A 24,242-nucleotide genomic window follows, 5' to 3' on the forward strand; every position below is an offset into this window, starting at 1 on the left:
CGACCACGGCCGCGCAGCTCTCGGACGGGTCGAAACGAGATCGTGGAGAAACGGCGGTCGCTGTCGTCGGGTCGGTCGTTCGCGGTCAGTTGTCGCCGGACTTCGACTGCCAGGCGTACTCGCGACGCTTGGCCGACTTGCCGAATCCACACGAGGAGCAGCGCTCCTTCTTGAGGTGGTAGGACTTCTCGCCGCAACGTCGACACTTCACGTGGACCGTCTTGTTCTTTTTCCCTTGAGAGGGCGTACCGGCTCCAGTCATGCGTTGATCGTGACGACGTTATCGCCGCGTATAATCGTTGTGTCTTCGACCGCGACGGCGAAGTCCTCCTCGTCGGGGACCCGGTCCGCCTCCGCCGTCTCCGGGTCGATCACGAGGTTCATGTGCTGATCGTATCCGGCCAACAGCCCGTAGTACGTGGTTCCGTCCTTGAGGTGGACGGTTACGGGATCGTCGAGCGACGATTCGAGGACGTCGAGGGGTCGGCCACTCATGTCCTATGCGCCTCCCGTCGAGGTATTAAAAATACCGGGACCGGACGGGGGCGAGAACGTCCGACACGCCCGACATCATCTCGCTCCGTTCACCACCATCCCCACAGAGGGCCACCTCCTCCACTGCCCATCCCCTCGGGTTCACTCCTCCCGTGTCTCTCGTGCACGTTCCAGGACCCAGCGGAGTTCGGACTCGTCGGGGTCGTAGCCGTCCGGAAGCCGTACTTCGGGAAGCACGTCGCGAACCGCTCGGAGGACGTCGTCGGGACGCGTCGCCGCGAGCCGGTCCCCGTCGAAGCCGGCGACCGCGAGCAGTCGAGCCGTGTCAGGTCTCACGCCGAGACACATCAACTCGGCGGTCCGAACGATCCGGGAGGACCGCCGCGATCCGGCGTCTATCACCTCCGCGAGCCGGTCGGCCGGAACCTCGGCGAGCGAGGGAACGTCACGTATCCCGCCCTCCCTGAGTCGCTCCCCGTAGGTGTCGCCGACGCCGGGAACCGCCTCGAGGGGCGTGTCGGCGTCGACCTCGAAGTCGGATTCCCATCCCGTCCCCGGCCCGTTTCCGCCGTCGGAACCGGGGGCGGATTCCCCCTCGTCGACGTCCGGCGGATCGATCAACGTCGGGTGGGTTCCGGCGAGGACCGATCCCGCCATCCCGCCCCGTTCCGGTCCTTGGACGTCCCGGTCGCCGCTCTCGCTCCCGCGGTCCATCCCGTCGGGGAACCACGAGGGGGGCATCCGATCGGCGATCAGCGGGTCCATCGACCGGAGCGCGTCGGGCGTGCCGTCGGCGGATCCCTCCGCTTTCCGATCGGCCGACCGAGTTCGTCGACGTCGCGCGCTCGGCGCGAACCGAACCGAGAAGGTGCCGCCCGCCGCGCCGGGGCGAACGTCGAGGTCGGCGGTCGGGCGTCTCTCCCCCTTCTCCGTTCTTTCCCCATCCCCCTCCGCGGCCGACTCATCCCCGGGCGACTCCGTCGGAGAGGCCTCCTTCGCGAGCGATCCTCTCTCGAGGGCCTCCTCCGCTGAAGGCTCACCGTCGCTCGTCTCCTCGGAGACCCCGAAGGGAATGTCGAGTTCGACCGACGCCACCTCGACGTTCGGGCCCTCCCGGTCGGCGGCGTCGGACTCGACCTCGATCGCGTCGATGCCTCGTTGGATCTCGTTTCGAACCTCGATCAACAGATCGCCGAGTCGTACCATGGTCACGGTCACCTGAAGTGCATTCGCGCCGAGAGGCTGCAGACGGCCTGCGATTCGACGCCGGTCGCCGCCCGTGCGTCTATCGCCCTCGCGTCGAGGTCCTCGTCGATCGCGAGCTTGACGTCCATTTCGACGTCCTCGACGACCGGCTCGGGGATCCCGGATTCGGCGACGGTCCGGATCGCATCGCGTCGTCGGGTTCCGATCGCGTTCGCGGCGGCGTCCCGGATCCGGCCGACCGCCTCCGGCGTCAAGAACGGGAGATCCCCGCGGCGTTCCAGCGGGAGGTCCGCCGGATCGAGCCCGGGTAGTCGTTCGAGCCCCTCGAAGCGACGTTGGCCGTCCTCGCCGACGTCGGCCGGGTGGAGGAAAACCTCGTAGGGGCGAATCGCCGTCTCGCCGGGCTGCCAGCTCTCGAGGTAGCGATCGCGGACGGCCGGGTGGAGCGCCTTCGTGAGGTGGTCGATCGGCGGCTCCTCCGGGGGCGGGAAGCGTTCCCGGAGGAAGGCGTCGATCTCGGACTCCTCGACGAACGACTCCGGCGGGTCCGAGAGGCGGTCCTCCAGGTCCGAACGGTCGAGCGCCGCGACCCGCTCGCCGGCGGTCGCGCCTGCGGCCGCGTCCCGAACGAGCGAGGAGACGACGGTGGATAACGACGGCACCGTCGGAGGATCAGGCGGGGCCTCCGCCCCCGCCTCCGCCGCCTTCTCCCTCGCCTCCGCCCTCGGGGCGGAGCGCCTGATAGTCGCCGCGGACGTTGATCGTCACGCCGCCCATGATCTCGACGCTGGCCCGGCTGCTCGAACGCTCGCGTTCGGTCATCGTCGAGACGGAGGTCGTCTGCCGGCTGCCGTACCCGCCGATGGAGAACGACCCGAGGGTCAGGCCCGCTCGCCCGCCGTACTGGCTTCGGGTCCGTTCGCTCTCGTACGTGCTCGAGGTGTCGTACTCCGAGGCGACCGTCTCGAAGATCACGCGCGTCTCGATCGTTCCGTCGTCGACGACGACCCTGACGATCCCCTGGGAGACGAGGTCCTGGAGGGCCTCGAGACGGGGGCGAGCGATCTTCCGTCGCGCCGCGTCACGGATGTTCCCGACGTCGTCCTCGGTGAGGTCGTAGGTCGCCTCGTCGCCGTTTCCGCCCGAGGCGTCGCCCGGACCGGGGAGTTCGACGCCGATCTCCTCGACCTGGGAGGTGAGCTTGCGTTCGAGGATCTCCAGTTCCGTCTCCGAGAGCGTACCCGGATCGTCGAGGGTGCCGACGGTGGTCGTCCCGCGGGAGTCCCCCGGAAAGTTCCCGATGAGCCACTGGGTCACGTCGCGCGCGCTCACGGACTCCTGTTCGAAGTCCGCCACGGACTGTGAGACCTTCTCCAGCAGGTCGGCGTACGCCTCCTGCTGGCGGATCATCGAGGTGACGATCGCGTTGAACGTATCGGAGATCAGCTGGGAGGTGAACTCCGGAAACTCGATCTCCTCGAGTCGCGCCGCGTTTTCTATCGCTTCTCCGGCTTTTGGCATGATATCACCTACCATGAACGTTCAGCCGAGACACCTTAGTTATTTATCATATATATACCCACGCGTGACTCCGATCGGAACCGATAGCACGTGGTCCAGCCGTTCCCGGCAATTTGGAGCGTTTAAACCGACGACGATCGTACGCTCGCGACGTCGATCACCCCTCAACGTGGGGTCACCTTCCGACGTCACATCCTCCACGTCGAATCTCCGGCGTTGCATCCTCCACAGCACATCTCCGGCTTCGCATCTTCGGGTTCGAATCTCCGGCTTCGCTACCGCGACAAGCCGATCATCGTTGTCGTGGTCGGGTGCGTGTCCCCAGAATCGGAGATACTCGCCGACATCCGCGACAAACGAGTGGCCACCAGCAGCGTTAACCGTCGCGGGTCGAAATCGCGGACAGTGATCCGACGACCGCCGCCGAGTGAGGCGTTCGACGGGGCGCTTGCGACCCTCGATGGCGAACGTCTCTCCCGAGAGACGCCCGCCGTGTCCGCTCGCGAAAGCCGGATCGACGCCGACATCTCGAGGTGAATATGTCCGGTATCCGCCGTCTCGTGCCCGGACTCGCGCTGCTCGTCGTGTGCGGACTGATCGCCCGGTGGCTGGCGGAGTTCGTTCCGCTCGGCAGTCCCCTCGTCGTGGTCATCGGCGTGAGCGCCCTGATCGCGAACGCCGTCGGGATTCCCGAATCGGCCGAGCCGGGCGTCGACACCCACGGCCGCTGGCTGGAGGCGGGAATCGTCCTCATGGGGGCGAGCGTCGGCCTCGAGCGCCTGATCGAGGCGGGCGGACCGGTCCTCCTCGTCGTCGTCACCGCCGTCTGTGTGAGCATCGTCTCCGTCGAGGTGCTCGCGCGGTTCCTTCTGCCCGTGCCCGAGAAGCTCGGATCCCTGCTCGCGGCCGGGTCCAGCATCTGTGGCGTCTCCGCCGTCGCCGCGGTGGCCGCAAGCATCGATCCGGACCGCCGCCAGGTCGCCTACGCGGCGGGGACGATCCTGCTTTTCGATGCGGTCACCCTCGTGGTCTACCCGATCGTCGGTCGAACGCTCGGACTCTCCGATCTGGTCTTCGGCGTGTGGGCCGGCGCCACGATGTTCAGCACCGGCCCCGTGACCGCCGCCGGGTTCGCGTACTCACAGCCCGCGGGCGAGTGGGCCGTGATCGTCAAGCTCGCGCGAAACGCCCTGATCGGAGCGGTGGCGGTGGGGTACGCGACGTACTACTCCCGTGATGGCGGTTCCGAGGCGTTCACCGGAATGCGACTCCTTCGGATCTGGCGCACCGTTCCGGCGTTCATCGTCGGGTTCCTCGCCCTCGTGGTCCTTGCGACCCTCGGCGCGTTCTCGAGCGCGCAGATCGCCGCGATGGATCGGGTCTCGAGCTGGCTGTTCCTCGTCGCCTTCGCCGGGCTGGGGTTTCGCATCGACGTCAGGGAGTTTTTCGACGTCGGGATGCGTCCGGCGGCCGTCGTGCTCGCGGGGCTGTTCGTGGTGAGCACGTCGGTCCTCCTCGTCCTCCGAGCGGTCTTTTGATCGAACGCCGCGGTTTCGCAGGTCAACCCACACAGTTTTTAAGAGGCGCACGTGTACGTCCAGCTACCACCATCCCGCGGGACACGGCGAGCCGGTGTCGGCTCGGCCGTAGCGGGGCCCTCGCCGACGCGCTGTAAGACGCCGGGGCCTTGGCCCCCAGATTGCGGGTTTCAGTGAGCAGTATCGCCGTGTACGCGGCTTTGGATGCTCGAGGAGACAACTATGGAAATAGAAATCGCAACGATAGGCGGATACGAAGAGGTCGGCCGACAGATGACTGCCGTCCGTGCGGGGGACGACATCGTCATCTTCGACATGGGCCTGAACCTGAGCAAGGTCCTGATCCACGACAACGTGGAGACTGAGAAGCTGCACAGCCTCGATCTGATCGACATGGGCGCCATCCCGGACGACCGGGTGATGTCCGAACTGGAGGGCGACGTCCAGGCGATCGTGCCCACACACGGGCACCTCGACCACATCGCGGCCATCCCGAAGCTCGCCCACCGCTATGACGCGCCGGTCGTGGCGACGCCGTTCACGATCGAGCTCGTCAAACAGCAGATCCAGGGCGAGAGCAAGTTCCAGGTCGACAACGACCTGATCAAGATGAACCCGGGCGGGACGATGCGGATCGGCGACTCCGAGCAGGTGGAACTCGAGTTCGTCAACGTCACTCACTCGATCATCGACGCGATCAACCCGGTCCTCCACACGCCCGAGGGCGCCATCGTGTACGGTCTCGACAAGCGGATGGACCACTCGCCGGTCATCGGGGACCCGATCGACATGGACCGGTTCCGCCAGATCGGCCGCGAGGACGGGGGCGTGCTCGCGTACATCGAGGACTGTACGAACGCCGGACGCAAGGGTCGGACCCCCTCCGAGTCGGTCGCGCGCGAACACCTTCGCGACGTGATGCGCTCGGTCGAGGACTACGACGGCGGGATCGTCGCAACGACGTTCTCCTCCCACATCGCACGGGTCTCGAGTCTCGTCGAGTTCGCCCGGGACATCGGTCGCCAGCCCGTCCTGCTCGGCCGTTCGATGGAGAAGTACTCCGGGACTGCGGAGCGTCTCGACTTCGTCGACTTCCCCGGCGACCTGGGGATGTACGGCCACCGGAAGTCCGTCGACCGGACGTTCAAGCGGATCATGAAGGAGGGCAAGGAGGACTACCTGCCCATCGTCACGGGCCACCAGGGCGAGCCGCGCGCGATGCTCACCCGGATGGGCCGCGGCGAGACCCCCTACGAGCTGGACGACGGCGACAAGGTCATCTTCAGCGCCCGGGTCATCCCGGAGCCGACCAACGAGGGCCAGCGCTACCAGTCCGAACAGCTGCTCCGGATGCAGGGCGCCCGGATCTACGACGACATCCACGTCTCCGGCCACCTGCGCGAGGAGGGCCACTACACGATGCTCGATGCCCTCCAGCCCCAACACGTCATTCCGGCCCACCAGAACCTCGAAGGATTCGCGCCGTACGTCGACCTGTGTCGTTCCCAGGGCTACGAACTCGGGCGTGACCTCCACGTCACACAGAACGGGAACACCTTCCAGCTCGTCGAATGACGAACGAAGCGACGGAGGAACGGGTACTCGAGACCATCCGCACGCGGCGCGAACTCGTCAACGCCGCGATCGACGAGGAGCTGCCGCTGGCCGAGCCGGAGCGGCTGTACGAGGCCTCGCGATACATCCTCGAGGCCGGCGGCAAACGCCTCCGGCCGACGGTCGCGCTACTGGCGGGCGAGGCGATCGCCGACGTCGACGTCGAGTCGTCGGACGTCGAGTATCGCTCGTTCCCCGCCGTTTCCGGCGACCCCGTCGATCTGATGCGTGCTGCCGTCTCGATCGAGGTCATCCAGTCGTTCACGCTGATCCACGACGACATCATGGACGAGGACGACCTCAGACGCGGCGTTCCGGCCGTCCACGAGGCCTACGACACGTCGACGGCCATCCTCGCCGGCGACACGCTCTACTCGAAGGCCTTCGAGATCATGTCCGAGACGGGCGCCGATCCGAAAAACGGCCTGGAGGCGATGCGGCTGCTCGCCTCGACGTGCACCCGGATCTGCGAGGGGCAGGCGCTCGACGTCGCATTCGAGCGGCGTGCGGAGGTTCTCCCCGAGGAGTATCTGGAGATGGTCGAGTTGAAGACGGCGGTCCTCTACGGGGCGGCCGCCTCGACGCCGGCCGTCCTGTTGGGCGCCGACGAGGAGGTCGTCGACGCCCTGTATCGCTACGGGATCGACTCCGGGCGGGCCTTCCAGATCCAGGACGACGTCCTCGATCTGACGGTTCCCTCCGAGGATCTCGGAAAGCAGCGCGGCTCCGACCTCGTGGAGGGCAAGGAGACGCTCATCACGCTTCACGCCCGTCAACAGGGCGTCGACGTCGACGCCCTCGTCGACGCGGAGACGCCGGCGGAAGTGACCGAGTCCGAAGTCGAGTCGGCCGTCGCCGCCCTCGAGGAGTCGGGATCGATAGACTACGCCCGCGAGAAGGCGGAGGAGCTCACCGAGCGCTCGAAGCGGCACCTCGAGGTCCTCCCCGACAATGAGGCGCGCCGGCGGCTCGCGGAGATCGCGGAGTACCTGATCAGCCGCGGTTACTGACCCAGCGGACCCCAGTCGGTCGTCCCGTGGTCGACATCCGGCAAGTCGTCCGGGGATGCGAGGAGGTATGTCCCCCCGGGCCCGCGATCGGATCGTGTCCCGCTATCGTGATGCGGCCGGATTCCTCCTGCTTTCCACCCTGTGGGGCGGCTCGTTCATCGCCATCGAGATCGGATTAGAGTTCTACCCGTCGGTCCTGTTTGCGGCCTACCGGTTCGATCTCGCCGCGATCGTTCTCGCCGGGTACGCGCTCGGATACCGGGGCGGAGCGCCGCCGCGAACGCGCGATGACCTGCTGGCGATCGCCTTCAGCGGCGGGCTCTCGATCGGCGTCAACAACTCCGTCCTGTTCATCGGCCAGCAGTACACCACGAGCGGCATCGCGGCCGTGACCTACAGCCTCGTACCGATCGCCACCGCCGCGGTCGCCGCCCTGGTCGTCGCCGACGCGCGGATCGACGGCCGCGACGTGGTCGGGATCGGGCTGGCGTTCCTCGGCGTCGCCCTCGTCGCCCAGCCCGATCCGGCGAACCTCTCGTCGGGAGTCACCCTCGGCGTCTCGATCATCCTGGTCGGCGTCATCGCGGCCGCGGTCGGGAGCGTGGGACTCCAGGAACTCGATCCCTCCTTCTCGAGTCTGACGCTCACGGCGTGGGCCATGCTCTTCGGCGCGAGCGTGTTACACGCCTTCAGCCTCCTTCGCGGGGAGCCGCAGATGCCTCCCTCCACCGAGCCGTTGGCGGTCGTCGCGGTCGTTTTCCTCGGCGTGTTCTCGAGTGCGATCGCCTTTGCGATCTACTTCGAACTGCTCTCGCGGCTCGGCGCCTTCCAGATCAACTTGACCTCCTACGTCGTACCGGTGGTGACGACGGTGGCCGGCTGGGCGCTGTTGGGCGAGGCCGTGACGGGCTGGACGGTCGCGGGGTTCGGCGTCATCGTGGTCGGGTTCGTGCTCGTCAAACGCGAGGCGATCCGTCGGGAACTGCCCGGGATCCGGGCGGCGATCGGCGGCCGTCGCTGAGAGGGATCGGTCGTCTCCGGGACGCTTCAATCGTCGGTCGATCGGACTGACCGAAGGTCCTCGAGGATCGCCTCGGCGTGTGCCTCCGGGTCGACGCCCTCGTAGGCGAGGACGATCTCCCCGTCGGAGTCGACGACGTACGTGTTTCGAAACGTCCCGTCGACGACGTTTCCGAAGACGTTCTTCTCCCCGTAGGAGTCGTAGGCCGACGCCACGGCCCCGTCGGGATCGGAGAGCAGATCGAACGGGAGGTCGTGTTTCGCGGCGAACGACTCGAGGTCCTCGACCGGATCGTCGCTGATCCCGACGACGGTCACGTCGGCGTCCGCAAAGGCGTCCCATCGATCACGGAAGCCGCACGCCTCGGTCGTACAGCCGGGCGTGTCGGCTCGGGGGTAGAAGTAGACGACGACGTACTCGGCGTCGATCGACTCGAGCGAGACGTCCTCGCCGCGGTGGTTCGAAAGCGAGAACGTGGGTGCGGTGGCGCCGACTTCGAGCATGCTCCGAGGTGGCGGGGCGGCAACAAAAACACGACGGTCGGAGCCGTTCGGTCGAACCGACCGGTGAACCGGTGCGATCGCGACGGCTCCCGAGGAGGTCGCTACTCGATCCGCTCCGCCGCATCGCGGGCCAAGAGCGGCTCGGCGTTGCTCGAGGGGAGACGCACCACGTCCTCGCTCTCGAGGTCGTACTCGCGCTCGTCGACGCCGAGTATGGATCCGACGTCACGTTTGATCCGAACCGTGGTCCGTTCTGGATCCTCCTCGGCCGCCGCGTCGTCGCTCGGATCCCCGATCGTTCCGTCATCGTCAGGCGGCTGCATCCCCTCGTGGGACCCCGTAGCGGAGCCGGTTGGGGGGCCGTCGGCGTTCGGGCCATCCCCGGCGACCGCATCGCCGCTCGGGACGGCGGCGGGTGAGTCCCCGGACGGATCGTCGGATCCGTCCGAGGCGTCCCCCCCGGCCATCGCATCGGCAAGCATGCCGCCGTCGTCGGGCTTCGCGGAACCGGTCCCGTCCGGCCTTGCCGATTCGGTCCCGTCCGGCCTTGCCGATTCGGTCCCGTCCATCCCGGCCGATCCCGGCGGATCCTCCGGCGGCACGGGTGGCTCATCGTTCGACGGACGCGACCGGGAGTCACCCTCCACGGGGTCGGTCGAGGCCTCTTCAGTCGGATTCGCCTCGAGCGACTCCGGGCGAGCGTTCGGTTCCGCGTCGACGCGGGGTGGATCCGCCGTTGCGTCGGACGAGGCCTCGCCCGCCTTGGTCGTCCCCGATAGCACGTCGAGGACTGACGACTTGTTCCGCTCGATCCGCTCGACGAGATCCTCGAAGAGCGCGCGCTCCTGGCTCGTCATTCCCTCCTGTTCGACGGGCATGTCGGCCGCCGCGAAGGAAGCCAGCTTGACGACCTTGCCGACCCGACGCTCGTAGAGCGCCTCGGCGACCTCCTCTGCGGTCTCGATCTCATCGGAGAGCCGCCGCACGTCGTCGTCGGAAAAGGGGTTCTCCACCTGCTCGGCTCGTCTATCGCGCGCGTCGCGCAGATCCGATATGTAGGCGGCGACGTCGTCGTAGAACGCGTCTCGGAGATGCTGCAGGCTATCCTTTCGGCGCTCCTTCGCCTGGACCGAGCGGAGTTCATCGAGATTCATCGTTCCGGTGCCTTCCTCGCTCGTCCGCGGGCCATCGCGAAGACGCCCACGTACTCCGGGACAGTCGTTTCTCCGGGCTCCAGTATGAAGCTATCGCCACACAGCTCGATCGTCGTTCGTTCTGAACACTCGATCGCGATCGACCGCCCGGTGAATCGGTCGGGAACCGCATCGACGAGGGGATCGAAGGCCGCGAGGTCCTCGCGGTCGATCCGCCGAACCTCGAGGCCGGTTCCGCCGTGGAGGGTCCCCGGAAGGCGGATGAGCCGGTGTGTGTCGGTCGTCACCGGCTCGTCGACGGGTGCGATGGTCTCGTCCGTCACCCGCTCGCAAAGCGCCTCGACGAGCCGTCGAGCGCCCGGGCCGCCCGCCTCGAGGTTCCCCTCCCGGATCGCCTCCGGGTTCCGCCGGAACGCGCCGAGGATCGTCTCGGCGCGTCCCTCGCCGATCCCCTCCAGATCCTGAAGTCGATCGGTGGCCGCCTCGTCGTCAAGCTCGCGCAGCTCCTCGGCGTATCGGACGAGCGCCTCGTGGACGCGTTTGCCCCACCCACCTTCGGTACGAAGCACGCGCTTGTTCGTGCCGCGTTCCTGTACGGTGTGGATCAGCCCGTCGACGTCGAGGTCGATCGCCCGAACGTAATCGACGATCTCCCGTCTCGCGTCGCTCGCAAGCTCCAGGACGTCCGGATCGCGAACGTGGACGTGGTAGCCGCGGCCGCCCGAAAAGACGATCTCGAGGTCCTCGAACGCGAAGTCCTCCTCGAGGAATCGAACGAGCCGGACGAGCGCGTCCTTACACGCGGCGAGCATCTCCGCGTACGAGGCCGAATCGGGGTCGACGCTCGGGAGGTGGTCGGCGTCGAGATCGAAGACGAGATCGGCCGATCGCCACCCCTTCTTCGACATCGTCGACGCGCCGGGAGTGTCGTATCTGGCGGCCGAAAAGTACGCGTGGCGTGGAGCGGTCTCCGCGAAGAACGCGTCCGGGTTCCCCAGATCGAAGAGCGACCGGTGGCGCACCATGGTGGTGCCCGATCCCGGCGTCCACGGAATGTGCCCCCACTCGCGCTCGTTCGCCTGCGGGGGCATCGACGGAGAGGAGACGCGGTAGTAGTCGCCGAACCGGCCGCGGAGGTACTCGCGCGTTCGGTCGTCCATCGCTTTCGGTCGCTAACACCGGTCGGCCTAAAGCCGTTCCGTTCGGGTCTCGACGTCGTACGACTCCCCAGTCTTTCGGATCCCGGATTCGTTCGGGAGCCGTCGCCGATCACGGCTGTCACCCGAGATCGGTTCTCGACTATTGGAATATCGGAACGTCGAGATGCTAACCTGTACGATCGGATATGGATACTGCACGCCGGAGTAGTAAACCATCTGAACGGATCATCAGATGTGATATCCAGACGTATTGGCCGTATACCGTGGCTACATCCGAATAATCGTTCGACATATTTATCATAATACGACAAGAATTATCGAACGGAACTCACCGATGTACGATCTGACAGGATTCCAGCGGGATCTGCTCTACGTGATCGCTGGACTCGACGAGCCGCACGGACTCGCGATCAAGGACGAGCTGGAGGACTACTACGAAAAGGAGATCCATCACGGGCGCCTCTATCCGAACCTGGACACCCTCGTCGAGAAGGGACTCGTCGAGAAGGGCCAACGCGATCGCCGAACCAACTACTACACGCTCACCCGCCGCGGGAAACGGGAGATCGACGCCCGGACGGAGTGGGAAGCGCAGTACGTCGACGCCTGATCGCCTCGAGCGACACGCACGCGTTCCTGTTCGCGACTCGAATCCGATCCGTGCTTCGAATCCTACCAGCCGTGAGTCACATCTGGTAGCGGCGATCGTCGTCGCGCTGTGGATACTGTGATCCGCCGGCCATCTCGTCGTAGCTCATCCCCATCAGGTACTCGTCGTAGGTGACGTCGTACCCGTTTCGAAGCTGGAAGTCGAGGTCGCCGGTGTCGACGGTCGACCGGAACAGCGCGTGGATCCCTCGGCGAACCAACTCCTCGGGATCGGCCTCCATAGCCGCGACCAACATTGCAAGCTCCGTTCTGGTCTCCCGGTCGAGATCGAGTCCGAACGTCCCGTCGAGATCGCCGTAGGCGTCCTCGACGTCGGCGGTTAGATCCTCGAGCGTCATGCTTCCCGACAGCGGCGGCGGCCTCAAACCGGTTTCGCATCCGTCGTCGACGACGGAAGCACTGCCCGTGAAGGGACCACCACCGTATAAACGAGCGAAGCACGTAGCGGCGATATGACGAGTTCGGGGAACGGATCGACGCCGGCCTCGGGATCGGATGTGACCACGACCGGTTCGGCCGAGGACGGCGGCCCGGAACCGACCGACGATGGCGAGTTGATCCCGGAGGACGCCACGGAGATTCGCGAGGGGCTCATCGAGTGGTACCGCGAGGACCACCGCGAGTTTCCGTGGCGCGAAACCGACGACGCCTACGAGATTCTCGTCTCGGAGGTGATGAGCCAGCAGACCCAACTCGACCGGGTCGTCCCCGCCTGGGAGGACTTCCTCGAGACGTGGCCGACGGTAGAGGACCTGTCGAAGGCGGACCAAAGCGACGTCGTCGCCTTCTGGTCGGACCACTCGCTCGGCTACAACAACCGGGCGAAGTACCTGTCGGAGGCCGCTCGGCAGGTGGTCTCGGAGTACGACGGCGAATTCCCGGAGGAGCCGGCGGAACTGCAGGAGCTGATGGGGGTCGGGCCATACACCGCCAACGCCGTCGCCTCCTTCGCGTTCAACGCCGGGGACGCCGTGGTGGACACGAACGTGAAACGGGTCCTCCACCGCGCGTTCGGGGTTCGAGACGACGAGGACGCGTTCGAGACCGCCGCACGAACGCTCATGCCCGAGGGCGAATCGCGCGTGTGGAACAACGCGATCATGGAACTCGGCGCGGTCGCGTGTGGGACGACACCGCGGTGTGAAGAGGCCGGGTGTCCCTGGCGCGGACGGTGTCGCGCCTACGAGACCGGCGACTTCACCGCGCCCGACGTTCCCACTCAGCCGAGCTTCGAGGGGAGCCGTCGCCAGTTCCGCGGACGGATCGTCCGGACGCTCGGAGAGTACGACGCGCTCGCGTTCGACGACCTCGGACACCGGATCCGGGTCGACTACTCGCCCGAGGGCGAACACGGACGCGAGTGGCTACGCGGGCTGCTCGAGGACCTCGCCGCGGACGGGCTCGTCCGGATGGACGAGTCGCGCGATCCGCCCGTGGCACGGCTCCGGGAGTGATCCATGCCGCCGATCGACCGATACGCGATCGAATCCGGCTGTTCGGACGAGGAGCTGCTCGCGGTCACGCGGGTGTATGCCCGGGACGTCGTCTCCGAACACGATCTCACCGTGTCGGTCGGGGACCTGGAGTGGCGGCTCAGCACCCGCGCGAAACGTCGTGCCGGGATGGTCCGGTATCGAGACGGCGAACCCCGATCGATCGTCCTCGCACGGCGACAGTTCGAGAACAGGGGGTGGAACGCACTGGCCGCGACGATCCGCCACGAGCTCGTTCACGCCCATCTGTTGAACGAACGCGGGGATCCGAGCCACGGCGATGCGTTCGCTCGACTCGCCGCGGAGCTCGAGACGCACGTCCGCTGTGAACGCTTCGTCGACCCGAGATGGTGGGTCCGCTGTGTCGACTGCGGCGATCGGCTGGCGCGATACCGCCGATCGAAGCTCGTTGAACGACCCGAGGAGTACCGCTGTGGGAACTGCGGAGGGCGGTTCCGCGTCGTTCGAAACGAGTGACCGGCGTCCATCGAACGATCGAAGCCGAACACGGCGCCGAATCTGGGCCTCCGCTTGATGTGGACGACTGAACCGGATCCGTGGATGGCGAACAGCCGGCACGTGTGCGATCCGATGGTGGCCACGACGGCGTGCCGGACTCCCGCCTCGACCGTCGTGGTCCGTGTTCAACTCACGGCGGCGACGGTGGGGCGCGATCGGTGATAAACCTCCGGCGACGGGTCGTCGGTTTTTTGGTGTCACGAGTCGGGGTCGATCTATGAGCGATCTGCACGTCGTCGGCGTCTCCGGGAGTCTGCGTTCGGAAAGTCGGACGCGGGCTGCCGTCGAGACCGCGCTCGCCGGCGCGGAGCGGGCGGGAGCGAGCACGGAACATCTCGATCTTCGACGGTTCGACCTCCCGCCGCTCAACCCGGATCTGGACGAACAGGGCGACGCCGAGGAGTTTCGCGAATCCGTCGCGAGGGGAGACGCGGTCGTGTTGGGAACGCCGATGTACCACGGCTCCTGTTCGGGAGTGTTGAAGAACGCCCTCGACCACTGCGGATTCGACGAGTTGGAGGGAACGACGATCGGATTACTCGCGGTCGCCGGCGGCGCGTTTCCGATCACCGCGCTCGACCACCTGCGCTCGATCTGTCGAGCGTTCAACGCCTGGGTACTTCCCTACCAGGCGGCGGTTCCGCGTTCCGAGTCAGCCATCGTCGACGGGGAATTCGCCGACGAGGACCTTCGCGAGCGGGTCTCGACCCTCGGCGAGCGGACGGTCGCGTACGGATCGATCGAGCCGGAGCCGCCGACCTTCGAGAGCGAGCAGAACGAGGGAGGGTGAGTCGAAGCGCCCGCGAGGGGACGGTCGCGGGGAATCGCAGGCGCTCGCGGGGGAGAACGAACGACCATGGACGAGAACCGGCAAAACGTGCAAACAGTTATGGGGGTTCATCCGCTACCGTGTGGTATATTGCCATGGTTCTCTACGACCGGATCCTGGTTCCGACCGACGGATCGACGGAGGGACGGCGAGCGGTGCGCCACGCGCTCGAATTGGCGGCGGTTCACGGCGCGAGCGTCCACGCGCTCTACGTTGTCAACGTCTCGAGTTACGCCGGGCTCCCGATGGAGACGACGTGGGACGGCGTCGACGATCTGCTTCGCTCCGACGCCGAAACCGCCGTCGAGGAGGTCGAGTCGATCGCGGCGGACTACGAGGTTCCGGTCGAGACGGCGATAGTCGAGGGGTCGCCGAGCCGCGAGATCATCGACTTCGCCGAGCGGGAGGACTGCGACCTCGTCGTGATGGGGACCCACGGTCGGGGCGGGATCGACCGGCTCCTGCTCGGAAGCGTCGCGGAGAAGGTGGTACGTGGCTCGAGCGTTCCCGTGTTGACGGTTCGCGTCGACGCCTCCGAGGCGGCGGCCGAGGCCGAAACCGAGGTCGCCCCCGCGGGCGAGGAGACCGAGACAACGAACGCCGCGACCGGCTCCGAGGCCTCCGGAAGCAGCTAGCCGTCGGGGTTGGACCCGCGTCCGGATCCGGATCCGGAGTCCACCTCCTCGATCGGTCGTAGGTGCCGACAGTCCCCGGCGAGAACCCTCCGTCGTCCCGAGTCGGTTCGCACGACGAGCGCGCCAGGGAACTCCACGTCGACTGCCGTCCCCTCGATGACGTCGGTCGTCGTCTCGACGCGGACACGCTCCCCGATCGTCATCGCGCGGTCGCGCCAGTCGGGAAGGACGTCGTCGGGCGTCTCGATCAGCTCGTGGAGCCGCTCGAGTAGCCGCTGGAGGAATCGCCGTCGGTCGACCTCGTGGCCGAGTATCGACTGCAGGCTCGCCGAACCCGGCGGGAGATCCGCGGCGTCGACGTTCGCGTTGACGCCGGTGCCGACGATCATCCAGGAGACGCGGTCGGACTCACCGGTCATCTCGGTCAGGATGCCGGCGAGCTTGGCACCCCCGCGCTCGCCCGCACCGTCGGGATGGAGGACGTCGTTCGGCCACTTGATCCGCGCGTCCACGCCGAGTTCCCGACAGGCGTCGGTCGTCGCCACGGCGGCCGCGAGGGTGACGATCGCCGCGTGCGCCGGCGGGAGATCCGGACGGATCACGAGCGAGGCGTAGACGCCGCCGGACGGCGACGTCCACTCTCGATCGAGGCGCCCGCGACCGCCGGTCTGTTCGTCGGCCACGACGGCGACGTCGGTCTCGCCCGACTCGGCCAGCTCCCGCGCTCGCTCGTTCGTCGACTCGATCGACTCGTGATACTCGATCCCGTAGGGAGCCTCGAGTCCGAACCGGATCGCCTCCGAGCCGTACTCCGGGACCGATCGGACGGCGTATCCCTCCTCCCCGGCTTCGATCCGGAATCCGTTCGCGCGCAGCGCCTCGATCTGCTTCCAGACCGCCGCCCTGGATATTCCGAGGTGATCGGCGAGTTCGGGGCCCTCGACGGGACCGGTAGAGAGCGCATCGAGCAGGGCACGACGCGTGTCCATACGTCCTCTGATCGGCGCTGCGAGATAGGGGTTCGGGTCCCCGCCGGACGCGAGCGGCGTCTCGAATCGCCGACGACGCAGCATACATACCGGTGGGAGGCCATCCCTCGATATGGTCACGTTCCTCGCGGGCGGGACGGGGACGCCGAAGCTCCTGCCGGGGGCGAAATCGGTCTTCGATCCCGACGCGATCACGGTCGTCGCGAACACGGGCGACGACGTCGAGATCGGCGGCCACCTCGTGTGTCCGGACGTCGATACGGTGCTGTTCCACGAGGCCGGCCTCCTCGATCGCGAGACGTGGTGGGGGATCGAGGGGGACACGACGGCGACACACGAGGATCTGTCCCGGCTCGCCGAGGCGGCCGACCTCGATCCGGGACCGCGGTACCTCCCGGAGGCCGCACAGACGGCGGGTCGGGACATCGCACGGTGGCGGCGGTTTTCCGGCGTCGGCGAGTTCATGGAGATAGGCGACCGCGACCGGGCGGTCCACATCACGCGAACGAGCCTGCTCGATGCGGGACGCTCGCTCAGCGAGGTCACCCGTACGCTCGCGGACGCGCTCGGGGTCGACCTCGAGGTGGTTCCCATGTCCGACGAGCCGGTGGCGACCATCGTGCACACGGACGCCGGCGAGATGCACTTCCAGGAGTACTGGGTCGGGAGGCGGGCGTCCCCCGCCGTCGAGGGCGTCGAGTTCCGCGGCGCCGACCGTGCGGAACCGTCCCCGGCGTTCGAGCGGGCGCTTTCGGACCCGGTCGTGATCGGTCCGTCGAACCCGGTAACGAGCATCGGCCCGATGCTCGCGCTCCCCGGCGTCGAGGAGGCGCTGGCTCGAACGCCCGTGGTCGCGGTCTCGCCGTTCGTCGAGGACACGGTCTTTTCGGGGCCCGCCGGGAAGCTCATGGCCAGCACCGACCGGGAACCGAGCACTCGGGGGGTCGCGAACGCGTACCCGTTCGTCGACGCCTTCGTGCTCGATGCTGACGACGGAACCGAACTCGAACGCGAGGTGGTCCGAACCGACACGCGGATCGACGACGAGGCGGACGCGGAACGCGTCGCGCGGGCGTGTCGACGTGCGCTCGATGCAGTCGAAGCCGGCGCGGACCGAGATGGAGCCGGATCGGATCCGAATGGAGTCGACGCGACCGGTCGAACGACGGAGCCGGATCACTGATGACCCGAGCCGAATCACGCCGGCGGAAGGCGGGAGTCCCCTTCGATCCGCCGGTCGCCGCCGCGAGCCTCAGCGGACGCTCCGATGCCGCGTGGGCGCGAACGGCCGCGCCGTACGTGGGGTGCGCGTTCCTCGGCGGGATCGCCCTCGATCCGGAGAGCCGTTCCGCGGCGCGCGATCTCGTGGAACGCGACCGCGAGGAGTTCCTGCCTCCCGATCCGGTCGCGTTCGTCGACGCGCAGCTCGAGGCCCTCGCCGAGGTCGACGTTCGCCCGGCCGTGAACGTTCGAAGCGCCACGATCGAGCCTGTTCGCGAGGTCGCCCGCGTATGTGCGGACCACGAAGCGATCCTGGAGATCAACGCCCACTGTCGACAGCCCGAGCTGTGTGCCGTCAATTGCGGGGAGTCCCTTCTGGCCGACCGCGACCGCCTCTCGAGATACGTCCAGGCCGCCGCCGAGACGGGCGCGACGGTGAGCGTGAAGGTCCGCGCGGAGGTTCCCGGCGTCGACCTCGCCGTCGTGGCGGCCGCGATCGAGGACGCGGGTGCGGCGATCGTCCACGTCGACGCGATGGACTCCGAATCGGTGATCGCGGACGTGGACCGCGCGGCGGACCTGTGGACGATCGCCAACAACGAGGTCCGCGGCGCGGAGAGCGTCCGCGAGTACCTCGCGTTCGGCGCCGACGGCGTGAGCGTCGGCCGTCCGAGCGACGATCCGCGGGTGCTCGAGCGCGTGGCGCGTGCGGTCGAGAGGTTCGCCGCGGCGGACGAGGATGTCGACGCGTCCGATGATACCGTCGACCCGTCAGACGACGGGAGAGACGAACGACTCCGAACGGATCCGGAGGGCGCCGAGCCGTGAGCGACCGACGCCACGCGGACGGCGAGCGCGCGACCACTTCGCCCCTTCCGTCCCGGGATCGAACGCCCGCGGAGAACGCACAGCTCGCGCTCCTGCTCGAGGTCTCCGGGACGCCGAAGCCGGGGAACGTGGACCGCGAGCGTGATCTCGGCGACCTGCGGTTCGAACACTTCATGGCCGGTGCTGTCGGGTCCGGACGCGGCCTCCGACGCGCCGAACGCGGCGCGACCGTCGGCGTCGCGTTCGAACGCGCCGTCGCGGGGATGAGCCGGCAGTCGGGCGGGAACACGCAGTTCGGCTGCCTGCTCCTCTTGACGCCGCTCGTCTCCGCAGCGGCCGACGGCGATCTCACGCCAGAGGGCGTATCTCGGGTCGTAGAGCGGACGACGGTCGAGGACGCGGCCGCGTTCTACCGTGCCTTCGAGCACGTGGACGTCGCGGTCGCGGACCCGCCGCCGGACGCTGACGCCCTCGACGTTCGCCGGGGCGCCGAGGCGGAACCGGCGCTTCGAAGCCGTGAGCTGTCGCTCCTCGACGTCATGGAGCTGTCGGCACGACCTCAAAACGCCGCCGAGAGCGCGGTCGAAGGGGCTGGCGAACCCCCCGACGAGGCCCGGGTCCCGGACGGGAACGCGATCGAGTGGACGACCGGCTTCGATCGGACCTTCGAGGCCGCGGAGGCGATCCGAAACGACGACGGCCCCGTCACGGACCGGGCCGCCAGGGCCTTCCTTCGGATCCTGGCTGATCGGCCGGATACGCTCGTCGCCGCGAGCCAGGGCGCCGAAACCGCACGGGGGGTCACCCGGCGCGCCGCGGCGATCGGCGAGGACCTCGAAGCCGCGGCGGAGCTGGCAGCGGAGTTCCACGCCGAAGGGATCAACCCGGGAACGACGGCGGATCTCACGGCGGCGGCGCTGTTCGTCGCGCTCGAACGGGGGCTCCAGGTGTGACACGTGAGGGAAGGGTCGACTCGAGTGACGGGGAAGCGACCGCGGCGGGCTGGCCGGTCCGTCTCCGCGGCGTCACGGAGTCGATCGTTTCGACGCTCGGGCCCAACGACCGGTGGAACGTGGCCGCGCTCGGACTCCACGCCCCGGACGACGAGGACGAGACGGTGACGGCACGAACCTACGGTCGAACGCGCACGCGAGGCAACTTCGAGCGTCGCGGCGGCGGCGTCGTCCAGTTCACGGTCGATCCCCGCACGTTCGTGGAGGCGGCGCTCGCCATCGAGGAGCGTTCGGAAGCGATCCTTCCGGAGGCCGACGCGTGGGTCGAGATCGAGGCGACCCGCGTCGGGATCGACCACGAGGGAGACACCGAGATCGCGACATGGGAACTCGATCCGATCGAGTCGGCGGTGATCGCCGAGCGCGTTCCGACGATCAATCGCGGGTTCGGCGCCGTGATCGAGGCGACGGTGGCCGCCTCGCGTCTCGACGTCGCCGCGTATGACGAGGGAGAGTTGCTCGCGCGCCTCGGTCGTCTCGCGGGGACGGTAGACCGCTGTGGGGGTCCCCGCGAGCGGGAGGCGTTCGCCCGGATCGACGAGCTGACGGGGTGGCGAGACCGGAACGAACCCTTTTAGTTCGAGCCGAGGATACCGCCCGTATGGCCATCAAGCCCAAGTACATCAAACAGCTGGGTAACGTGCTCCTCGAGGAGTATCCCGACTCGTTCAACACGGACTTCGAGACGAACAAGGACAGCGTCGAGGCGTTGACGACCGTCGAGTCCAAGGGCGTTCGCAACCGCATCGCGGGCTACGTCACCCGCAAGAAGACCCAGACGAACGCCGCGGCGTAAGCGCTTTTCCGAATTTACCTCGACGACGATCGGATCCCGAGCGGCGCCCGAAATCGAAACGACTCCGGAGGTTTATGTCCGAAGCCGCGGCCAAGTCCGCGGGATGGACCCCATCGTGCGCCCGGTCGTGGATCCGAGCTTCGCGGCCGCGGCGATCGCGTTCCTCCTGGGAGGAGCCGCGCTGGGCACGGTGAGCGGTCTCGTTCCCGGGCTCCACGCCAACAACTTCGCGCTGCTTCTGGCCAGCGTGGCTCCGAGCGTCCCCGCCGATCCCCTCTTGATCGGCTGTGCGATGATCGGCGCCGGGGTGGTCCACACCTTCCTGGACGTCGTCCCGGCTTTGGCGCTCGGGGTCCCCGATGCCGCGATGGCCGTTGCCTCCCTGCCCGGCCACCGGCTCGTGATCGCCGGGCGCGGCCGGGAGGCTATCCGGCTCTCGGCGGTCGGTTCCGGGCTGGCGGTCGCGTTGGCCGTGCCGCTCGCGATCCCGATCACCTGGGGGATGGTTCGTGCCTATCCGACGATCCGAGCACACATCGTCCTCGTGCTCGCGTCCGTCGTCGCGTTCCTCCTCGTCACGGAGTCCTCACGCCGGGCGGCGATCGCGGGGCTCGTCGTCTTTCTGGCGAGCGCCGTGCTCGGAGCGGTCACGCTCGACGTCGATCCCGACGCCCCGCTTTCGACCGGCGGCATGCTCGCGCCGCTCTTCGCGGGACTCTTCGGCGCGCCCGTCCTGATCGACGCGATCGACGGAGCCGGCGTTCCGCCCCAGTCGGACGCGCGGATCGCGATGGAGCGACGGGATCTCGGCGTCGCGGCGTCCGCCGGATCCCTTTCGGGCGCCATCGTCGGCTACCTTCCCGGAGTCTCGGCGGCGATCGCTGCGACCGCGGCGCTTCCGGCGATCCCGCGGTCGGCCGCCGATCGGGGGTTCGTCGTCGCGACGAGCGGCGCCTCGACGAGCAACACCGTCTTCGCGCTGTTCGCGCTCGTCGCCCTCGGAACGCCGCGGACCGGGGTGATGGTCGCACTCGAGGAGGCGACGGTCCCGTTCGCCCTCCCGATGTTGCTGGCCGCGGTCGCCATCGCCGCGGCGATCGGATTCTGCGTGCTGCTCGCCGTCGGTGACGCCTATCTCCGGGTGGTCGGCCGAGCCGACTACGCCCGGCTCTCGATCGGCGTCTTGACGCTTTTGGTGGGCCTCTCGTACCTCTTCGCCGGGGTGACCGGCGTGGGAACCTTCGGCGTTGCGACGCTTCTCGGGATGGTGCCGCCGCGAGTCGGCACCCGTCGCGTCCACCTCATGGGGGTGTTGATCGGACCGCTGATGCTCGGGTGATGTCGGGGAATCCCCGATCGAACGACGTCGGCGGGCGAGGCGGCGGGTGCAAAGAACAACCGTTAAAAGCCGCGCACGGGTTCGTTGTACCATGAGCCAGAGCGAAGAAGAGGCGGCACAACAGTGTGTCTCCTGTGGGATCCAGGTCGCCGGGATGAACGCCGCCCGGTTCAAATGCCCCGAGTGCGGCACGAACATCAGCCGGTGTGCGAAGTGCCGAAAGCAGAGCAACCTGTATGAGTGTCCCGACTGCGGGTTCCGGGGGCCCTGAGATGGGAGACGTCGCCGCCAAAATCAAGGTCATGCCGGACAGCCCCGAGATCGACCTGGACGAGCTGCAGGAGAAGCTCGAGGACTCGCTGCCCCAGGGCGCGAAGATCCGCGGGTTCGAGCGCGACGACGTCGCGTTCGGTCTCGTCGCGCTGTTGCCGACCGTCATCGTCCCCGACGACGCCGGCGGCACGGAGGCCGTAGAGGAGGCCTTCTCCGGCGTCGAGGGCGTCGAGTCCGTCGCGGTCGAGAACGTCGGCCGACTCTGAGTTCGCGACGTTTCGGATCGCGATCGGGAGGCGAGTCCATCGCTCGTCGGGATTTTTCACCGCTTCGTTCGACTTGGCGAGCCGCGGCGTCGTCGGCCACGACGCCACGACGTCGAGTCACGGGAGAAGTCGAACGGTCGCGAGAAGCCGCGAGGTTGACCGCCACGAGCCAGGGCGGGGATTTGAACCCCGGAAATCTCGATTACAAGTCGAGTGCATGAACCGCCCATGCTCCCCTGGCACGGATTCGGGTTGTATACCCTCCCTTGAGTCAGTATCGCTTCGTCCCTCGATCGGCCGTCCTCGGCCCCGGTCGAACCGACTCGCCTCGTCGAACACGAGTCGACTCACTTCGTCCCGTTCGAATCGATCGGCTTCTCGAACTCGATCCGTCGTGGATCGTAGCCCCGCTCGCGGTAGAACCGACGTGCGTCGTCGTTGTCCGCGAGCGCCTCGAGAGCGACGACGTCGACTCCGCGGTTCGAGAGCCGCGTTTCGGCGGCGTCAAGCAGTCGCGATCCGATCCCGAAATCCCTGTTCGCCGGGCGGACGAACACCGCATCGATGATCCCCCGCGTGAGGTCCTGTTCGTAGACGCCGCGTTCGATCGAGAACATCACGAACCCAAGCGGCGTGGCGTCCCCGTCGTCCGTCTCCGAGATCGCCGTCCCGATCGCGACCAGGAGTTCGTCTCGGACGACGCGTCGTGCGATGGTCTCGCGGACGGCCGTCCGGTTCGCGTCGGCACGGAGATGTGACCCGTGCCGTCGCTGATCCGCGGCGAGGTCGACCCACAGATCCACGACGGCGTCGACGTCCGCCCGTGTTCCCTCCCGTATCTCGACCGTCGTCGATCCGTCCATGGATCAGCGGCGGCGCTCGATGCCGTCGAGTCTTCCGGTTACGAGGGCGGGTCCGGGACCGGATCCGAATCCCGATCGGAGTTCCGATCCGAATTCGGATCCGGGCTTCGATCCGGTTCCATCTTCCGACACGGGTTCCGACCCGACTGCCAATCCGATATCGGATCGACTCGTCGGAGGGCGAGAACGCGGACGATCGTCGAGGGGTCGGAGCCCACCTCGAGGGAGTACGCGCTTCGCGGTCACTCAAACCTCCCGACAGTCCGGACAGACCAGCTGTCCGTTCACGTTCGAGAGGGACGCGGTGAGCGTTCCACAGACCTCACAGATGCTCTGGGTCGCCTCGCGGGTGGCCTCGGGCTCCCGATCGCGGTCGGGAGCGGAGGTCGCCTCCGACTCCCGGACCCGGTCCGTGGAGGACCGCAGCTCGCGTGCCGATCCGGCCTGCGAGTCGGAAGCCGGTTCCGCGCGTGCACCCGGCGGGCGCGTCGCGAGCACGTCCCGTTCGGTGAGTACGCCGACGGCCTCGCCGTCGGCCGTGACGACGAGTCGACTCGATCCGTCGGAGAGCAGTCGGTCCTCGGCGAGCGTGAGTCCCTCGTCGGCGTGGATCGTGGGCGCCGGATCGGCCATCACCTCGCCGACGGTCGCTCCGTGATCGGAGTCGCTTTCGCCCGCGGTCGCATCGCCGACCAACATCGCCTCGAGGGCGTCACGCGGGGACAGACAGCCGACGGGATCGCCGCCGCGAAGCACGACGAGACAGTCCGCCTCCTCGCGAACCAGGAGCTCCGCGGCATCCCGGAGCGAGTCGGACTCGCTGACCCCGAGGAACTCCCGGTTCATGATTTCCTGTACCGTGATATCGTCCCGCATACTCGTAGATCGAACGCGGGGGTGTAAAACTTGCCTGCAGTACAGTTAACACGGACCGGGGCGTAGAGTACGGTTCGGACGACGATCGCCGGTCAGGCCTGCGAGCCGACGAAGGTTTCCGAACCCTCGTAGAACCAGTGGCCGGCCTCGCGCATGGCTCGGCCGAGCTCCTGGTGGAACTCGACGAAGTCCTCGAACTCCTCTCGATCGACGTTCTCGAAGATCTCGGCCACGGAGACGACCGTCTCGTGGTCGATCCGAACCGGATGGTCGCCGTATTCCTCGACGTACTCCGCCGCCGAAAGCGGGAAGTCCTCCTCCTCGTCGATCTTCTTCGCGAGGACGGCGTGGCCGTATTTTCGACCGCCCTCGCTCCCCTCCTCGCCGTCGGGGTCGTGTGGCCAGTCCATA

At 67.6% G+C, this 24,242-nt stretch carries 31 protein-coding genes and 1 tRNA gene; 18 read left to right on the forward strand and 14 right to left on the reverse strand.

All coding sequences use genetic code 11. From position 1 onward, the window contains the following. Window positions 1–85: 85 nt before the first annotated feature. The 5 genes from ACFQE9_RS04375 to ACFQE9_RS04395 all read right to left on the reverse strand — a co-directional run bounded on the left by ACFQE9_RS04375 (window position 86) and on the right by ACFQE9_RS04395 (window position 3,222). Window positions 86–262 carry a 50S ribosomal protein L37e gene (locus tag ACFQE9_RS04375; protein WP_021074254.1) on the reverse strand — a complete coding sequence of 59 codons (177 nt, stop codon included), beginning with the start codon at window positions 260–262 and terminating at the stop codon, window positions 86–88. Then, a complete protein-coding gene (locus tag ACFQE9_RS04380) occupies window positions 259–495 on the reverse strand; it encodes an LSM domain-containing protein (RefSeq protein ID WP_379740881.1) in 237 nt (78 codons plus the stop codon). Before ACFQE9_RS04380 ends, ACFQE9_RS04375 begins: the two co-directional genes overlap by 4 nt. Window positions 496–636: 141 nt before the next feature. Beyond that, window positions 637–1,707 (reverse strand): helix-hairpin-helix domain-containing protein, encoded by a 1,071-nt coding sequence (locus ACFQE9_RS04385; RefSeq protein ID WP_379740884.1) that lies wholly within the window; start codon window positions 1,705–1,707, stop codon window positions 637–639. Window positions 1,708–1,709: 2 nt separating this feature from the next. After that, the gene (locus ACFQE9_RS04390; RefSeq protein WP_379740886.1) at window positions 1,710–2,363 is read right to left on the reverse strand and encodes a hypothetical protein; all 654 of its coding nucleotides are present in this window, start codon (window positions 2,361–2,363) and stop codon (window positions 1,710–1,712) included. Window positions 2,364–2,373: 10 nt separating this feature from the next. Next, window positions 2,374–3,222 carry a hypothetical protein gene (locus ACFQE9_RS04395; RefSeq protein ID WP_379740889.1) on the reverse strand — a complete coding sequence of 283 codons (849 nt, stop codon included), beginning with the start codon at window positions 3,220–3,222 and terminating at the stop codon, window positions 2,374–2,376. A 405-nt stretch (window positions 3,223–3,627) separates the two neighbouring features. Here ACFQE9_RS04395 and ACFQE9_RS04400 point away from each other — a divergent pair, with 405 nt between their 5' ends. The 5 genes from ACFQE9_RS04400 (at window position 3,628) to ACFQE9_RS04420 (ending at window position 8,405) form a co-directional block, all read left to right on the forward strand. Continuing rightward, window positions 3,628–3,759, forward strand: a complete 132-nt coding sequence (locus ACFQE9_RS04400; protein WP_379740892.1) for a hypothetical protein — start codon at window positions 3,628–3,630, stop codon at window positions 3,757–3,759. Window positions 3,760–3,761: 2 nt separating this feature from the next. Beyond that, window positions 3,762–4,760 carry a YeiH family protein gene (locus ACFQE9_RS04405; RefSeq protein WP_379740895.1) on the forward strand — a complete coding sequence of 333 codons (999 nt, stop codon included), beginning with the start codon at window positions 3,762–3,764 and terminating at the stop codon, window positions 4,758–4,760. Window positions 4,761–4,982: 222 nt separating this feature from the next. Continuing rightward, window positions 4,983–6,335, forward strand: coding sequence for an RNase J family beta-CASP ribonuclease (locus tag ACFQE9_RS04410; RefSeq protein WP_379740898.1), 1,353 nt, complete (start codon window positions 4,983–4,985; stop codon window positions 6,333–6,335). Beyond that, window positions 6,332–7,384, forward strand: coding sequence for a geranylfarnesyl diphosphate synthase (gene idsA3 / locus ACFQE9_RS04415; RefSeq protein WP_379740901.1), 1,053 nt, complete (start codon window positions 6,332–6,334; stop codon window positions 7,382–7,384). Before ACFQE9_RS04410 ends, idsA3 begins: the two co-directional genes overlap by 4 nt. 94 nt (window positions 7,385–7,478) lie before the next feature. Beyond that, window positions 7,479–8,405, forward strand: coding sequence for a DMT family transporter (locus ACFQE9_RS04420; protein ID WP_379741344.1), 927 nt, complete (start codon window positions 7,479–7,481; stop codon window positions 8,403–8,405). 26 nt (window positions 8,406–8,431) lie between these two features. Here the strand turns inward: ACFQE9_RS04420 and bcp are convergent, their stop codons facing one another. From bcp to priS, 3 genes are all read right to left on the reverse strand, one after another. After that, window positions 8,432–8,908, reverse strand: a complete 477-nt coding sequence (bcp, locus tag ACFQE9_RS04425; protein WP_379740904.1) for a thioredoxin-dependent thiol peroxidase — start codon at window positions 8,906–8,908, stop codon at window positions 8,432–8,434. A gap of 101 nt (window positions 8,909–9,009) precedes the next feature. Beyond that, complete coding sequence (locus ACFQE9_RS04430; protein ID WP_379740907.1) at window positions 9,010–10,062, reverse strand: DNA replication complex subunit Gins51; 1,053 nt, start codon at window positions 10,060–10,062, stop codon at window positions 9,010–9,012. Next, window positions 10,059–11,222: a DNA primase small subunit PriS gene (priS, locus tag ACFQE9_RS04435; protein ID WP_379740910.1), complete on the reverse strand. Its 1,164-nt coding sequence runs from the start codon at window positions 11,220–11,222 to the stop codon at window positions 10,059–10,061. The genes ACFQE9_RS04430 and priS overlap by 4 nt, the downstream gene beginning before the upstream one ends. A gap of 334 nt (window positions 11,223–11,556) precedes the next feature. On the opposite strand from priS, the gene ACFQE9_RS04440 reads away from it, so the two are divergent. Then, a complete protein-coding gene (locus tag ACFQE9_RS04440) occupies window positions 11,557–11,832 on the forward strand; it encodes a PadR family transcriptional regulator (RefSeq protein WP_379740912.1) in 276 nt (91 codons plus the stop codon). A gap of 76 nt (window positions 11,833–11,908) precedes the next feature. On the opposite strand, the gene ACFQE9_RS04445 is transcribed toward ACFQE9_RS04440, so the two are convergent. Continuing rightward, window positions 11,909–12,229, reverse strand: a complete 321-nt coding sequence (locus tag ACFQE9_RS04445) for a hypothetical protein (protein ID WP_379740915.1) — start codon at window positions 12,227–12,229, stop codon at window positions 11,909–11,911. Window positions 12,230–12,343: 114 nt separating this feature from the next. Between ACFQE9_RS04445 and ACFQE9_RS04450 the strand changes: the two genes are divergently transcribed. From ACFQE9_RS04450 to ACFQE9_RS04465, 4 genes are all read left to right on the forward strand, one after another. Then, on the forward strand, window positions 12,344–13,345 hold the full coding sequence (locus ACFQE9_RS04450; RefSeq protein WP_379740918.1) for an HhH-GPD family protein: 1,002 nt from the start codon (window positions 12,344–12,346) through the stop codon (window positions 13,343–13,345). A 3-nt stretch (window positions 13,346–13,348) separates the two neighbouring features. After that, on the forward strand, window positions 13,349–13,861 hold the full coding sequence (locus tag ACFQE9_RS04455; RefSeq protein ID WP_379740922.1) for a SprT-like domain-containing protein: 513 nt from the start codon (window positions 13,349–13,351) through the stop codon (window positions 13,859–13,861). A gap of 259 nt (window positions 13,862–14,120) precedes the next feature. Then, window positions 14,121–14,693 carry an NADPH-dependent FMN reductase gene (locus ACFQE9_RS04460; RefSeq protein ID WP_379740925.1) on the forward strand — a complete coding sequence of 191 codons (573 nt, stop codon included), beginning with the start codon at window positions 14,121–14,123 and terminating at the stop codon, window positions 14,691–14,693. A gap of 134 nt (window positions 14,694–14,827) precedes the next feature. Beyond that, a complete protein-coding gene (locus ACFQE9_RS04465; protein ID WP_379740928.1) occupies window positions 14,828–15,367 on the forward strand; it encodes a universal stress protein in 540 nt (179 codons plus the stop codon). Here ACFQE9_RS04465 and ACFQE9_RS04470 read toward each other — a convergent pair. Beyond that, on the reverse strand, window positions 15,364–16,356 hold the full coding sequence (locus ACFQE9_RS04470) for a biotin--[acetyl-CoA-carboxylase] ligase (protein ID WP_379740931.1): 993 nt from the start codon (window positions 16,354–16,356) through the stop codon (window positions 15,364–15,366). The two genes, ACFQE9_RS04465 and ACFQE9_RS04470, sit on opposite strands and share 4 nt — an antisense overlap. A gap of 112 nt (window positions 16,357–16,468) precedes the next feature. On the opposite strand from ACFQE9_RS04470, the gene cofD reads away from it, so the two are divergent. The 8 genes from cofD to ACFQE9_RS04510 all read left to right on the forward strand — a co-directional run bounded on the left by cofD (window position 16,469) and on the right by ACFQE9_RS04510 (window position 22,092). Beyond that, window positions 16,469–17,539, forward strand: coding sequence for a 2-phospho-L-lactate transferase (gene cofD, locus ACFQE9_RS04475; protein WP_379740934.1), 1,071 nt, complete (start codon window positions 16,469–16,471; stop codon window positions 17,537–17,539). Then, window positions 17,539–18,405, forward strand: a complete 867-nt coding sequence (locus ACFQE9_RS04480; RefSeq protein WP_379740937.1) for a tRNA-dihydrouridine synthase — start codon at window positions 17,539–17,541, stop codon at window positions 18,403–18,405. Before cofD ends, ACFQE9_RS04480 begins: the two co-directional genes overlap by 1 nt. 92 nt (window positions 18,406–18,497) lie before the next feature. Next, window positions 18,498–19,358 carry a triphosphoribosyl-dephospho-CoA synthase gene (locus tag ACFQE9_RS04485; RefSeq protein WP_379741347.1) on the forward strand — a complete coding sequence of 287 codons (861 nt, stop codon included), beginning with the start codon at window positions 18,498–18,500 and terminating at the stop codon, window positions 19,356–19,358. Further along, window positions 19,355–19,996, forward strand: a complete 642-nt coding sequence (locus ACFQE9_RS04490; RefSeq protein ID WP_379740940.1) for a DUF447 domain-containing protein — start codon at window positions 19,355–19,357, stop codon at window positions 19,994–19,996. Before ACFQE9_RS04485 ends, ACFQE9_RS04490 begins: the two co-directional genes overlap by 4 nt. A 23-nt stretch (window positions 19,997–20,019) precedes the next feature. After that, on the forward strand, window positions 20,020–20,214 hold the full coding sequence (locus ACFQE9_RS04495) for a 30S ribosomal protein S17e (protein ID WP_379740943.1): 195 nt from the start codon (window positions 20,020–20,022) through the stop codon (window positions 20,212–20,214). Window positions 20,215–20,317: 103 nt separating this feature from the next. Next, window positions 20,318–21,553 carry a tripartite tricarboxylate transporter permease gene (locus tag ACFQE9_RS04500; protein WP_379740946.1) on the forward strand — a complete coding sequence of 412 codons (1,236 nt, stop codon included), beginning with the start codon at window positions 20,318–20,320 and terminating at the stop codon, window positions 21,551–21,553. A 91-nt stretch (window positions 21,554–21,644) separates the two neighbouring features. Further along, window positions 21,645–21,824, forward strand: coding sequence for an HVO_2753 family zinc finger protein (locus ACFQE9_RS04505; protein ID WP_379740949.1), 180 nt, complete (start codon window positions 21,645–21,647; stop codon window positions 21,822–21,824). A gap of 1 nt (window position 21,825) precedes the next feature. Continuing rightward, entirely contained in the window at window positions 21,826–22,092 is a 267-nt protein-coding gene (locus ACFQE9_RS04510; RefSeq protein WP_379740952.1) for an elongation factor 1-beta, read from the forward strand. Between the two features lie 167 nt (window positions 22,093–22,259). Here ACFQE9_RS04510 and ACFQE9_RS04515 read toward each other — a convergent pair. The 4 genes from ACFQE9_RS04515 to ACFQE9_RS04530 all read right to left on the reverse strand — a co-directional run bounded on the left by ACFQE9_RS04515 (window position 22,260) and on the right by ACFQE9_RS04530 (window position 24,241). After that, window positions 22,260–22,333 (reverse strand) — tRNA-Thr (locus tag ACFQE9_RS04515). 106 nt (window positions 22,334–22,439) lie between these two features. Beyond that, the gene (locus tag ACFQE9_RS04520) at window positions 22,440–22,955 is read right to left on the reverse strand and encodes a GNAT family N-acetyltransferase (RefSeq protein ID WP_379740955.1); all 516 of its coding nucleotides are present in this window, start codon (window positions 22,953–22,955) and stop codon (window positions 22,440–22,442) included. A gap of 246 nt (window positions 22,956–23,201) precedes the next feature. After that, window positions 23,202–23,831, reverse strand: a complete 630-nt coding sequence (locus ACFQE9_RS04525) for a CBS domain-containing protein (protein ID WP_379740958.1) — start codon at window positions 23,829–23,831, stop codon at window positions 23,202–23,204. Window positions 23,832–23,923: 92 nt separating this feature from the next. Continuing rightward, the gene (locus tag ACFQE9_RS04530; RefSeq protein ID WP_379740961.1) at window positions 23,924–24,241 is read right to left on the reverse strand and encodes a DUF5785 family protein; all 318 of its coding nucleotides are present in this window, start codon (window positions 24,239–24,241) and stop codon (window positions 23,924–23,926) included. Window position 24,242 lies beyond the last annotated feature (1 nt).

The organism is Halopenitus salinus (genome assembly GCF_042662125.1).
In the GTDB taxonomy this organism is placed as follows: Archaea; Halobacteriota; Halobacteria; order Halobacteriales; family Haloferacaceae; genus Halopenitus; species Halopenitus salinus.